The 12,493-nt window shown below is 72.5% G+C and carries 11 protein-coding genes; 2 read left to right on the top strand and 9 right to left on the bottom strand.

What is annotated here, in order from left to right; translation table 11 throughout:
* Window positions 1-31: 31 nt before the first annotated feature.
* Window positions 32-682 carry a TIGR03085 family metal-binding protein gene (locus EMA17_RS35270; protein ID WP_126641256.1) on the bottom strand — a complete coding sequence of 217 codons (651 nt, stop codon included), beginning with the start codon at window positions 680-682 and terminating at the stop codon, window positions 32-34.
* A gap of 60 nt (window positions 683-742) precedes the next feature.
* Window positions 743-1,900, bottom strand: a complete 1,158-nt coding sequence (locus EMA17_RS35265; RefSeq protein WP_246127110.1) for an alpha/beta hydrolase — start codon at window positions 1,898-1,900, stop codon at window positions 743-745.
* Between the two features lie 321 nt (window positions 1,901-2,221).
* On the opposite strand from EMA17_RS35265, the gene EMA17_RS35260 reads away from it, so the two are divergent.
* Both EMA17_RS35260 and EMA17_RS35255 read left to right on the top strand, forming a co-directional pair.
* Complete coding sequence (locus tag EMA17_RS35260; RefSeq protein WP_126641255.1) at window positions 2,222-4,045, top strand: ABC transporter ATP-binding protein; 1,824 nt, start codon at window positions 2,222-2,224, stop codon at window positions 4,043-4,045.
* Window positions 4,042-5,901 carry an ABC transporter ATP-binding protein gene (locus tag EMA17_RS35255; RefSeq protein ID WP_126641254.1) on the top strand — a complete coding sequence of 620 codons (1,860 nt, stop codon included), beginning with the start codon at window positions 4,042-4,044 and terminating at the stop codon, window positions 5,899-5,901. Before EMA17_RS35260 ends, EMA17_RS35255 begins: the two co-directional genes overlap by 4 nt.
* A 767-nt stretch (window positions 5,902-6,668) precedes the next feature.
* Here EMA17_RS35255 and EMA17_RS35250 read toward each other — a convergent pair.
* From EMA17_RS35250 to priA, 7 genes are all read right to left on the bottom strand, one after another.
* Entirely contained in the window at window positions 6,669-7,547 is an 879-nt protein-coding gene (locus EMA17_RS35250; RefSeq protein WP_126641253.1) for a septum formation family protein, read from the bottom strand.
* A gap of 35 nt (window positions 7,548-7,582) precedes the next feature.
* Window positions 7,583-8,410 carry a septum formation family protein gene (locus EMA17_RS35245; protein WP_126641252.1) on the bottom strand — a complete coding sequence of 276 codons (828 nt, stop codon included), beginning with the start codon at window positions 8,408-8,410 and terminating at the stop codon, window positions 7,583-7,585.
* A 106-nt stretch (window positions 8,411-8,516) separates the two neighbouring features.
* Window positions 8,517-9,755: an MFS transporter gene (locus EMA17_RS35240; RefSeq protein WP_160161680.1), complete on the bottom strand. Its 1,239-nt coding sequence runs from the start codon at window positions 9,753-9,755 to the stop codon at window positions 8,517-8,519.
* Between the two features lie 76 nt (window positions 9,756-9,831).
* Complete coding sequence (locus EMA17_RS35235; RefSeq protein ID WP_126641250.1) at window positions 9,832-10,398, bottom strand: winged helix-turn-helix domain-containing protein; 567 nt, start codon at window positions 10,396-10,398, stop codon at window positions 9,832-9,834.
* A 119-nt stretch (window positions 10,399-10,517) separates the two neighbouring features.
* On the bottom strand, window positions 10,518-11,279 hold the full coding sequence (gene hisF, locus EMA17_RS35230) for an imidazole glycerol phosphate synthase subunit HisF (protein WP_126641249.1): 762 nt from the start codon (window positions 11,277-11,279) through the stop codon (window positions 10,518-10,520).
* Window positions 11,276-11,707, bottom strand: coding sequence for a RidA family protein (locus EMA17_RS35225; RefSeq protein WP_246127109.1), 432 nt, complete (start codon window positions 11,705-11,707; stop codon window positions 11,276-11,278). The genes hisF and EMA17_RS35225 overlap by 4 nt, the downstream gene beginning before the upstream one ends.
* Window positions 11,704-12,438, bottom strand: coding sequence for a bifunctional 1-(5-phosphoribosyl)-5-((5-phosphoribosylamino)methylideneamino)imidazole-4-carboxamide isomerase/phosphoribosylanthranilate isomerase PriA (gene priA / locus EMA17_RS35220; protein ID WP_126641248.1), 735 nt, complete (start codon window positions 12,436-12,438; stop codon window positions 11,704-11,706). The genes EMA17_RS35225 and priA overlap by 4 nt, the downstream gene beginning before the upstream one ends.
* Between the last annotated feature and the right edge of the window lie 55 nt (window positions 12,439-12,493).

The raw sequence follows: 12,493 nt of genomic DNA, 5'->3' as shown, positions 1-12,493 counted from the left end.
GCAGACCCGCGCGGGCCGGCCGCGCGAGCGTTCACAGGCCGGTATCGGCCGCGCGCAGCGCCCGTACCGCGTCCGGGTCGCCGGTGACCTCGACCCGGGCGTGCTCCTTGCGGCCGAACAGGTACAGCAGCAGTTCGGCCGGGTGTCCGGCCAGCGTGACCAGGGGGGTGCCCTTGTGGATCGGCTGTGCCGGCTCGTCGGCGCCGGTGTCGGTGCGGCGCAGCGCCACCCCCACCGTCACCCCGCGCAGCGCGATCCGCGAGGAGCCCTTGGCCCGCTTCCACAGGATCTCCGTGAGCGCGGGGTCCAGTTCGCGCGGTTCGGCGCCGCCGGGCTGGGCCCGCCGGACGTCCTCCAGGTGGATGAAGTACTCCATCGTGTTGGCCGCGGCGTCCACGCCGGGGATGCCGAACGCGGACAGCGTCGGCGGCCCGTCGGCGACCAGGCGCACGCTCTGTTCGTACGGCTTGGCCGCCTGCCGGCGGCGGACCCGCTCGGTGTATCCGGCGAGCGGCTTGAAGACCAGGCCCGGTCCCGAGTCCGGGCGGTGTTCGCGGACCACGAGGTGGGCCGCGAGGTCCCGGGTGGTCCAGCCCTCGCACAGGGTCGGCGCGTCCGGTCCGAGGACGCGCAGCAGTTCGGCGAGCGCGGCGCGTTCGGCGCGGGCGTGGGAAGTCGGCATGTGCCGATCCTTCGGCCCGCGCCGAACGAAATCAAGGGGCGCGAGCCGCGACGCGGCCGGTCACGGCGAGGCGGCCACCGGCCCCGGCTCCTTGGGGTGGTCGACCTTTTGCTGTGTGCTCAGCCAGCGCAGCGCGTCGGGCAGCACCGTCTGCCAGGTCTTGAAGTTGTGCCCGCCGGTGGGCAGGACCAGGGTGTCCACCTTGAGCGGGGGCTTGGCCAGCTTCTGGAACTCCCTGGTGTCGGCGAGGTTGGGTTCGCCGCTCTCGCTGCTGGTGAGCAGCAGGCTGACGGGCGGCATGGGCAGGTTCTTCAGCCGCCACAGCAGGTCGTTCTGGTTGCGGTAGGCCTTGCTGCCGCCGTACAGGTCGCCGGTGTCGCCGTCGGAGGGGGCGCCGTAGTCGGCGGAGAGCGCGACGCCCGCGCCGATCCGGTCCGAGTTGAGCATCGGCAGCTTGGCCGCGCAGTAGCCGCCGGTGGAGTCGCCGAGCATGGCCCAGCCGCGCGGTCCCGGGGCGACCCGGTATGCCTGGTTGATCGCCTCGGGCAGGTCCTGGCTGAAGAACATGCCGACCTGCGGGCCGCCGGGCACGTCGGTGCACTCGGTGTCGCGGTCGAGGCCGACGCTCGGCTTCATCATCACGAAGATGGTGGGCTGGACCCGGCCGGCGGCGATCTCGTTGGCGGCGATCTTGGGCAGTTCCAGCCGGGTGACCAGGTTGCGCTCGTTGCCGGGGTAGCCGGTGAGGGTGACCACGACGGGGAAGCGCCGGTCCTTGTACTGGGCCTGGAAGTACTGCGGCGGCAGGTAGACGAGCGCGGGTGTGCCCATCCCGCTGCGTCGTCCGACCAGGTCGACCTGCATGATCTGGCCCGCGACCTGGGGGTTGCTCCCCTGCGGGACGTCTATCGTCTCGGTGCCCTTCTCCTTGACCAGCTTGGGCATGTCTCCGGGACCGGTCTCGCCGAAGTTCAGCACGGGCTTGCCGGTGCGCCCGAACAGGTCGTCCCAGGTCGTGTAGAAGACGAAATAGCGGTTGCCGATCACCGCGACCGTGGCCAGGAGCAGGACCTGTGTGCTCAGCAGGATGCCGACCCGGCCCAGGATGGGCACCACGTGCTGGCGGGACAGCTTGGGCCAGAAGAACACGGCCGCCGACGCCGCCGCGACGGTGACGAGGCACAGCAGGATTATCAGTTTGAGGCTGGTGAGGCCCACAGCGGCGTCCTCGGTCTATCGATCATGGTCAGGGCACGCTCGTGGAGACGAGCCCGACCCGGGGTTTGGTTGCGGACAACCGGGGCGTCGCGAGCCCGTCCGCCGGGAGCGCCCGAAACAGGGTGACATGCGGGAATGGTCTGCTCCAATCCGCCCGGAGACCGGTGTTCCGGATCGAGCCGGCGGGGCGGACGGGGAATCGGGGCGGTCGGCGGCGCCTTGTACGTTCATCGGACAAACATCGTCGACAGCCCCGTTCGCGGCGGCTGCGTTCCCATGGATTCCGGTGGATCCATGGGAATCCGCGTGAAAGTGAGCCCCGTGGCGGACAAGGTCGTTCTGCGACAAGGACTGCGCGTACTCGGCGTCGCGATCCGCGAGGAGCCGCGGATCTTCGCCGCCGCGGTGAGCGCGAGCGCGGTGTACGGCGTGATGACGGTGGGCTCGGCGCTGGTGCTCGGGCGGGTCACCGACGACGTGATCATCCCGGCCTTCCGCGACGGGCACACCACGGCGGGCGCGCTGATCGGCGCGTTCGCCGCGGTGTTCGGCGTCGCGCTGCTCAAGGCGTTCGGCGTGATCGGTCGGCGGTTGTGGGCGGGCGTGATGCAGTACCGCCTCCAGGCCACCTTCCGCCGCCGGGTCACCCGGCAATACCTGCGGCTGCCGCTCGCCTGGCATCACCGCCACCCGACCGGCACGCTGCTGTCGAACGCGAACGCCGACGTCGAGGCGGCGTGGAACCCGGTGGCGCCGCTGCCGATGGCCACCGGCGTGGTGGTGATGTTGTTCGTCGCGGCGATCTCGATGGTGATCACCGACTGGGCGCTGGCGCTGGTCGGCTTCGTGATCTTCCCGGCGATCGCCGGGCTCAACATCGTCTACCAGCGCAGGCAGGGGCCGCTGGCGATGCGCGCGCAGGAGTTGCGCGCCGACGTCGCGGAGATCGCGCACGAGAGCTTCGACGGCGCGCTCGTGGTCAAGACGCTGGGCCGGGAGAGCGAGGAGACCACCCGGTTCGCGGCCGCGTCGCGGGAGCTGGCCGACGCGAACATCGCGGTGGGCCGGGTCCGGGCGCTGTTCGACCCGATCCTGGAGGCGCTGCCCGGCTTCGGCGTGCTGCTGGTCCTGGTGGTCGGCACGGTGCGGGTCTCGCACGGCGATCTGGCCCCGGGCGACCTGGTACAGGTCGCCTACCTGTTCACCCTGTTGGCCTTCCCGGTGCGGGCGATCGGCTGGCTGCTCGGTGACATGCCGCGCTCCGTGGTCGGTTACGACCGGGTCCGCGGCGTCCTGGACGCCGAGGGCGAGCACACCTACGGCGAGATCGAGGGCGGCGACGCGGCGGCCGGTCCGGCCCGCCTGGAGGCCCGGGCGGTGCGCTTCGGCTACACCGACGACACCGACGTGCTGCACGACGTGGCGTTCGACGTCGACCCCGGGCGCACCATCGCCGTGGTCGGCCCGACCGGATCGGGCAAGTCCACCCTGGTCTCGCTCCTGGTCCGGCTGGTCGACCCGGTGGACGGCGGGATCCTGCTCGACGGCACCGACCTGCGCGACTACCGGCGGGGCGGGATCGCGGCCACCGCCGCGCTGGTCCCGCAGCAGGCGTTCCTGTTCGACGACAGCGTCCGCGACAACATCACCCTGGGCCTGGACCTGGACGACGCGGCGGTGCACGAGGCGCTGCGGATCGCCCAGGCCGACTTCGTCACCGCGCTGCCCGACGGCCTGGACACCCAGGTCGGCGAGCGCGGCACCACCCTCTCCGGCGGCCAGCGCCAGCGGATCGCGCTGGCCCGGGCCCTGGTGCGCCGGCCGCGCCTGCTGGTCCTGGACGACGCCACCTCGGCGGTGGACCCGCGCGTGGAGGCGGCCATCCTGCACGGGCTGCGCGACGCGGGACCGGCCACCGTGGTCGTGGTCGCCTACCGCAAGGCCACCATCGCGCTCGCCGACGAGGTGGTCTACGTCGAGGGCGGCCGGGTGCTCGACCGCGGCCCGCACCACACGCTCCTGGAGCGCTCGGTGGGCTACCGCCGCCTGGTCAACGCGTACGAACGCGCCGCGCGCGAGGACGCGGAGCAGGAACTCGACACCGACATCGACGTCAGCGAGGCCGAGGAGGCCACGGCTTCATGAGTATCGCCACCGCCGTGCCCAAGCCGGCCGAACCCGAGCCGGAGCCGAGGTCGGGCTCCCGAATAGCCGCCGACGCCGACACGCCGACCGAGTCCGGCCTGAGCGTGCTGCGCCGCGGCCTGCGGATGACCCCGGAGTTCACCGAGGGTCTGATCGTCACCCTGCTGCTGGCCGTGATCGGCACGGCCGGCCGGATCGTGGTGCCGCTGGCCGTGCAGCAGACCATCGACCGGGGTCTGCGCGCCGACGCCGGTCCCGACCTGACCGTGGTGCGCACGATGGCCGCGCTCGCCGCGTTGGCGGTGGTGGTCACCGCGGTGTCCGCGTACGCGATGAACGTGCGGCTGTACCGCACCAGCGAACGCGGCCTGTCCACGATGCGGGTGGCCGCCTTCCGGCACATCCACGACCTGTCCACGCTGCACCAGCAGTCCGAGAAGCGCGGCTCGCTGGTCTCGCGGGTGACCGGCGACGTGGACACGATCAGCCGATTCATCCAGTTCGGCGGCCTGTTGCTGATCGTCAGCGTCGGGCAGATCGCGCTGGTGACGGTGCTGATGTTCGTCTACTCCTGGCAGCTGACCCTGCTGGTGTGGGTGTGCTTCGCGCCGCTGTACTTCTTCATGCGCGCGGTACAGAAGCGGATCGCCGCCGCGTACTCACACGTGCGCGTCGCCATGGGCCGGATGCTGGGCGCCATCTCGGAGCCGGTCGTGGGCGCCGCGATCGTGCGCGCGCACGGCATCGAGGAGCGCACCGCGCGCCGGATCGACGAGTCGGTCGACGCGCACCGCGACGCGCAGACCCGGGCCCAGTTGTTCGTCGCGTTGACCTTCCCGATGGGCGAGTTCGTGGTCGGCCTGGCCAACGGCCTGGTGGTGGTCGTCGGGGTGTGGCTGGGCATCGACGGGCAGCTCAGCGTGGGCGAGCTGGTCGCGTTCCTGTTCCTGGTCACGTTGTTCGTGGGGCCGGTGCAGATGGGCGTGGAGATCCTGAACGAGGCGCAGAACGCGCTCGCGGGCTGGCGTCGGGTGCTGGAGGTGCTGGACGCGGAGCCGGACATCGCCGATCCGGGCGCGGCGGGCGAGGAGTTGGCCCGCGGCCCGGTCGAGGTGAGGTTCGACCACGTCTCGTACGGCTATCCCGGTGGCCCGCGGATCCTGCACGACGTGGACGTCACGCTCGCGCCCCGGACCCGGGTGGCGGTGGTCGGCGAGACCGGCTCGGGCAAGACCACGTTCGCCAAGCTGCTCACCCGCCTGGTCGACCCGGACGAGGGCCGGGTGTTGCTCGACGGCGTCGAACTGCCCCGGGTGCGCTTCTCGTCGCTGCGCGCGCGGGTGGTGATGGTGCCGCAGGAGGGCTTCCTGTTCGACGCCACGCTGCGCGAGAACGTGCGGTACGGCCGGCCGGACGCGGACGACGCGGCGATCGTCGGCGCGTTCGCCGACCTGGGGCTGGCCGACTGGCTCGCGGGACTGGCCGCCGGCCTGGACACCCGGGTGGGTCAGCGCGGCGAGTCGTTGTCGGCGGGCGAGCGGCAGTTGGTCGCGCTGGTCCGGGCCTACATCGCCGACCCGGACCTGCTGGTCCTGGACGAGGCGACGTCGGCGGTCGACCCGGCCACCGAGGTCCGGATCAACCGGGCGCTGGACGGGCTGACCCGGGGCCGCACCGCGGTGTTCATCGCGCACCGGATGTCCACGGCCGAATCGGCGGACGAGGTCCTGGTGTTCGACGCCGGAAAGCTGGTCGAACGCGGCCCGCACACAAGGCTGGTCAACACCGGAGGAATCTACGCCCGCCTGCACGCGTCCTGGACAGCCCAACAAAAAACCACCCCGAGCCCACCCTGACACCCCACATCCCCTGAGCCGCCCCCGCCCCGGACGGGCTGGATTCCCTCGGCCCGTCGGCAACAAAGGTTCCCGACGGGCCGGCCACCACCCCACTCGGCCGCGTTCAGCCACGAACGTCGCCGACGAGCCCGGCCCCACACCCATCCCCCCCGAAGCCGCCCCGGCCCGGCCACCCTCGAACGCCGGACAGGCCGGATCGTCGGCTGCGTTCGGCAATGAACGTTGCCGACGGGCCGGCCACCCAACACCCCGCTCACGCCGAGGCCGGCCTCCGGCCCGGCCGTCCTCGAACGCCGGACAGGCTGTCGACAACCCACCCGTCCGAACACCCGCGCCCGACCCCGGCCTCCGAACCCGCACCAACCCAACCTCAGCCCGTCCGCCCTTCGAACCCAAACAGCCGAGCCGGCGCTTGAAGCCACCCGGCCCGTCCAACACCCGTCCCCAGCCGCGCCCTCCAGGCCCACCGGAGCCCAACGCCGGCCCGCCCGGCGCTCGAAGCCAAACAGCCCGTCCGGCACTCGAGGACAAGCAGCCCATCCGGCACCCATCCCCAGCCGCAACCTCCAAGCCCACACCAGCCCAACCCCAGCCCGGCCGGCGTTTGCGGCCGACCAGCCGGGCCGGCGCTCGAGGCCGGAACAGCCCGTCCGGCGTTTGAGGACAACCGGGCCGGAGGCCGGCCACCGCACGTGGCGGCCGGCATCGTTCGCGGCCGAGGCCCCAGCCCGTCCGGCGTTCGAGGACCCACCCGGGCCGTGCCCCTATTGCAGGGGCGCCGTCAGCTTCTTGGTCTCGTCCGAGTAGGACACCAGGCACTGGACCTCGCGGTCACCGGAGGCCCAGCCCGATTCCTTCGGGTAGATGTAGAGCCAGGTCAGCTGCGCGGCATCGGGCTGCCGCCCGATCACCGGTTCGGTGATCGGCTTGCACACCGCCGACGCCTTGGTGTCCATCTCCGCGTCGCCGGGCCACGCGCCGTCCGGGAGCGCGACGTTCTCGATGTGCTGCCCGTCGTGCGGCGTGGTGCACCCGACCTTGTTCACGTCGGTGCTCCCGGCCGTGAACGAGACGCAGTCGCCCGGACTGAGCGGGACCTTGCGCACCGCGACGCTGCCGTTGGGGTTGGTCGCCGGCGGCGAGGTGGGGGTGTCCGTGGCCGGCGGCTCGCTCGTGGGCGGCTCGGGCGAGTCCGCGGGCGACGCGGTGTCGCTCGGCGGCGCGCTCGTGGGCCGGGTCGCGCTCGGCGTCGGAACCGCCTTGTCGCTCTTGCCGTCGTCCCCCAGGTTCAGCACCAGCGCGATCACGCCGGCGGCGATCACCAGCGCGACGACCACGACGATCGCCACCACCCGACCGCTGCGGCCGCCGCCGGGTGGCCCGGTGGGCGGGCCGTAGGGCGGACCTCCGCCGTACGGCGGGCCGCCGCCTCCGTAGGGCGGGCCCGCGCGATAGGGCGGCCCGCCGATGGTCGGACCGTCGTAGGGCGGAGGCGGGTTCGCGGGCGGGGGCCCCACCGGGCCGCCCGGATAACCGCCGCCGGAGCCGCCGCCGTATCCTCCCCCGCCGTAGTTGCCGTAGCCGCCGGCGCCCGGGTTGCCACCGCCCTGGTCGCCGCCGGGATATCCGCCGGGACTGCTCATCACGTCGATCCCTCCCCCAAGGGCCGAGCGCTCGGTCAGCGCAGGGGCTTGGTGAGTGTCTGCCCCGACTTGTACTTCGCGATGCAGGTCACCTTGCGGCGACCGATGTCCCAGCCCGGCTGCTTCGGGAAGGTGTAGGTGAAGGTGAACTGCGAGGCGTCGGGGCGCCCGTTCACCGCCGCGGTCAGCGCCGGGGTGCACTTGGTCTCGGTCTGGTCGGTGATCGCCGACTCGCCCGGGTAGGTGCTGCCGGTCAGTTCGTAGGTCATGATGACCTCGCCGTTGTGCGTGGTGGTGCACGTCTTCTTGTCGATGGTGCCCGAGGTGGTGTCCAGGGTCACGCAGTCGCCCTTGGACAGGTCGACGTACTGGACCTCGGAGGGCATGGTCGGGTCCGTGCCGCCGGACGCGGTGGTGCGCGGCGCGGTCGGGCGGCTCGTGGTCGGACGGGTCGTGGGCGGCGCGCTCTGCGTGGCGCTCGGCGAGGACACGGCCGAGGTGGTCGGACCGGGCGTGGGCGACGCCGACTTCTTCTTGTCGTCCCCGCCCAGGACCACCACGAGGGTGGCGATGATCCCGCCGACCACGACGATCGCGGCGATCACCACGGCGATCAGCGGGCCCTTGCCGGAGCCGCCCTGGTTGGGGCCCGGCGGCATGCCGCCGCCATAGCCCCCGCCACCGCCGTAGTTGCCGGGATACTGCGGTCCGCCGCCGCCGTACGGGTTCGGCGGCGGTGGGTACTGCTGTCCGCCCTGGGGGTACTGCTGCCCGGGGTACGGCTGGTTGCTCGGATAACCCTGGCCTGGCTGCTGCCCGTATCCGGGGTAGCCACCCTGTCCGGGTGATGGCGGCATCGTCATGTGCCTAGCCTGCCCGATCGGGTGAACCTCGCGCTCGGCCGGGCCCAACTGCTTGACTTCGAGTCAGATGATCGTTGTGCGACCGGAATCCTTCCGTGACCCGAAGTCAGGTCCGGCGCCGAAAGGGTCCGCTCGCCAACGCGACCAGGATGCCCGCGAGCATCGCCGCGCCGCCGCCGGCGAACACGGCCGAGGGGCCGAACTCCGTGGCGATCAGGCCGCCGACGGGGTACAGCAGCGGGATCAGGCCGACCGCGAACATCATCTGCAGCGCGGTCACCCGACCCAGGGCGCTCGGCGCGCACGTGGTCTGCACCAGCGCGCTCCCGACCCCGCCCACCACGCCGGTACCCACGCCCAGGACCGCCGCGCAGGCCACCGCGACACCGACCCCCGGCGCGTAGCCGAGGCCGACCAGACCGCCGGCCATCACCAGCATCCCCGCCGGCAGCACGAACACCGGACGCGGCACCCGCCCGGCAACGGTCAGCCCCAGCGCGCCGATCGCCGCACCGACCCCCCACCCGCCCAGCACCGTGCCCATCCCGCCCGGCCCCCAGCCCGCGTCGTCGGCGAGCAGCACGATGCCGACGTTCATCGGGATGGTGAAGCCCAACTCCATCAGCGCGACCATGGCCAGGAGCGGGCGCAGGAAGGTATGCCCGAGCACGTACCGCAGCCCGGCGCGCAGGCCCAACTCGGGCTCCTCCGTGCCCGGTTCCGGCTCGGGCACGGGCCCCGGGCGCAGCCGCCACAGCAGCGCGAGGGAGAGCCCGAACAGGACCGCGTTCAGCGTGAAGGCGAGTTCGGCGTCGCCCCAGGCGAGCACCGCGCCGCCGATCGGCGCGGACACCACGGTGGCCACCCGCTGGGACAACGAGCGCATGCCCTGGACCCGGACCAGTTGCGAGCGGGTGGTCAGCCGCACCGGCAGTGCCCCGACGGCGGGCATGAACAGCGCGTCCACCGCGCCGAACACCAGCGCGATCGTGATCAGCAGCCAGATCGTCGGACTGCTCGCCGCCACCGCGAACGCCGCGATCACCATCACCAGGCAGCGCACCAGGTCGCTGCCGATCACCACCCGGCGCGGCCCGTACCGGTCGGCGATCGCCCCGCCGGGCAACATCAGCAGCGCCCGGGGCAGCGAGCCGGCGGCCAGCACCAGGCCGGTCTGCGTGCCGTCGCCGCCGCGTACCGCCGTCCAGGACAGCGCCAGGAACCAGATCTGGTCGCCGATCAGCGACGCGGTGAAGGCGCCGAGCCAGGCCAGCACGCGCGGGTCGCGGTGCGCGGGTCGGGGCGTCGCGGTCGCGACGCCGGTCGCGGTGTCGGGTACGGCCATGATGCTCCCCATTCCGGTACCGGATGGCGTCGGACGGCTCGGGCGGGCGGGCGGGCGCGGGTGCGGCGCCCGGCGATCACATGCGGTACGGGAAACCTCGGACGTAGACCTCGACATGCTCCGCGCCCGGGGTCTGCCGGTCCCGGTATCGGGCCACCAACTCCTGCAGCGCCTCGCCCAGTTCGCGCAGCTCGTCGGCGGTCAGCCGGAGGGTCGGCGCACCGCTGAAGGCGGCGCCGGCCCACTCCGGGCCCCACGACTCGACCTCGTCCAGGAACCGGCGGTAGCGGTCCTCGGACTGCGAGCCGAGCACCCGCACGATGCCGGTGGACAGGTCCCGGCCGACCCGGTCGTCGGCGAAGTCGCCGAGCGAGAAGGTCAGGTCCTCGACCACCTTCCACCAGCGCTCGCGCCCGTCCTCGGCGTGCTCGGGGTCCTCCACCACGAAGCCGTGCGCGGCCAGCGTGCGGACGTGGTAGCTGACCAGGGCCGGGGTCGCGTCGACCCGCTTGGCCAGCATCGACGCGGTGGCCGGACCGCCGGCGTGCAGCATCCGCAGCAGCGAGATCCGCAGCGGGTGGGTGAACACCTTGAGGGTCTGTACGTCCTTGATCATCCGTCGGGGCGGAGGCTGCTCGCTCATGACCCCACGATAGATGTGAAAGAGTTCTTTCGCAATAAGTCTTTCGCAAAAAAGGTTGCACATCCCGGCACGAAAAAGCCGACCGCACCCGCGGTCGGCTTTCCCGCTCGGTTCGGGGCTCAGCGCACCGGCTGCCCCGCCTCCCGCAATACGTCCTTGACCTGCGGAATCCGCAACATGCCGAAGTGGAACACGCTGGCCGCGAGCACCGCGTCGGCGCCCGCCCGCACGGCCGGGACGAAGTCCCCCAGGGCGCCCGCGCCGCCGGAGGCGATCACCGGGATGCCCACCTCGGCCCGGACCAGGCGGATCAGCTCCAGGTCGTAGCCGTCCTTGGTGCCGTCGGCGTCCATCGAGTTGAGCAGGATCTCGCCCGCGCCCAATCCGGCCGCCCGCGCCGCCCAGGCGACCGCGTCGATGCCGGTGCCGGTGCGCCCGCCGTGCGTGGTCACCTCGAAGCCCGGCGCACCGTCGCGGCGCCGCCGCGCGTCCACCGAGAGCACCAGCACCTGGGAGCCGAAGCGGTCGGCGATCTCGGCGATCAACTCCGGCCGCGCGATCGCCGCGGTGTTCACGCCCACCTTGTCCGCGCCGGCCCGCAGCAGCCGGTCCACGTCCTCGACCGCGCGCACCCCGCCGCCGACGGTGAGCGGGATGAACACCTGCTCGGCGGTGCGCCGGACCACGTCGTAGGTCGTCTCGCGATTGCCCGAGGAGGCGGTGATGTCGAGGAAGACCAACTCGTCCGCGCCCTCGGCGTCGTACACCCGGGCCATCTCGACCGGATCGCCCGCGTCCCGCAGGTTCTCGAAGTTGACGCCCTTGACCACCCGGCCCGCGTCCACGTCCAGACACGGGATCACCCGTACGGCCAACGTCACGACGCCCTCCCCCGGTACGCGTCCACCTCGACCTCGACGAGCATCCGCGAGTCGATCAGCCCGGCGACCACGACCATGGTGGCGGCCGGTCGTACCTCGGCGAACAGCTCGCCGTGCGCGCGCCCGACGTCGTCCGAGTCGCGCGAGTGGGTGATGTACATCCGAGTGCGCACCACGTCCGCCGCGCCGAGTCCGAAGTGCGCGAGCGCGTCCAGCGCGATCCGGAAGGCGGCGAGCGCCTGGTGGTGCGGATCGCCCTCGTGGGCCAGATTGCCCTCGACGACCGCGGTACAGCCCGACACGTGCACGTAGTCGCCGACGGCGACCGCGCGCGAGTAGCCGAACGTGTCCTCCCACGGTCCGCCGGAGGAGTACCGCTCGATGCCGCCCGAACCACCCGAGCCGGCCGAATTGTCGCTTCTTGTCACCGGGACACAGCCTCCAACGCCTCTTCGAGGGTGAACGCCTGGGCGTACAGCGCCTTGCCGACGATCGAGCCTTCCACACCCAGCGGCACCAGTTCGGCGATCGCGCGCAGATCCGCCAGCGAGGACACCCCGCCCGAGGCCACCACGGGGCGGTCGGTGGCCGCACAGACGTCGCGCAGCAACCGCAGGTTCGGGCCCGCGAGGGTGCCGTCCTTGTTCACGTCGGTGACCACGTAGCGGGCGCAGCCGTCGGCGTCCAACCGGGCCAGCGTCTCGAACAGTTCGCCCCCCTCGCGGGTCCAGCCGCGCCCGGCCAGCGTGGTGCCGCGCACGTCCAGGCCGACCGCGATCCGGTCGCCGTGCCGGGCGATCGCGGAGCGCACCCAGTCGGGCGTCTCCAGCGCGGCGGTACCCAGGTTGACCCGGCGGCAGCCGGTGCCGAGCGCGGCCTCCAGGGAGGCGTCGTCGCGGATGCCGCCGGACAACTCGACCTTGACGTCGAGCTTGCCGACCACCTCGGCGAGCAGTGCGCGGTTGCTGCCCTTGCCGAAGGCGGCGTCCAGGTCGACCAGGTGGATCCACTCGGCACCGGCGCTCTGCCAGGCCAGGGCGGCGGCCAGCGGGTCGCCGTAGGAGGTCTCCGACCCGGCCTCGCCCTTGACCAGGCGGACGGCCTGGCCGTCGGCGACGTCGACGGCGGGCAGCAGTTCGAGGCGGTGGGTCTCGGTCATGACGCTTGGGATCCTCAGCAGTTCGGTCGGAAGTTCGGACGGGGTGCGGTCGGGG

The sequence above is a fragment of the Embleya hyalina genome (assembly GCF_003967355.1).
Lineage (GTDB): Bacteria > Actinomycetota > Actinomycetes > Streptomycetales > Streptomycetaceae > Embleya > Embleya hyalina.
This window is presented reverse-complemented; position numbering and strand designations above follow the sequence as displayed.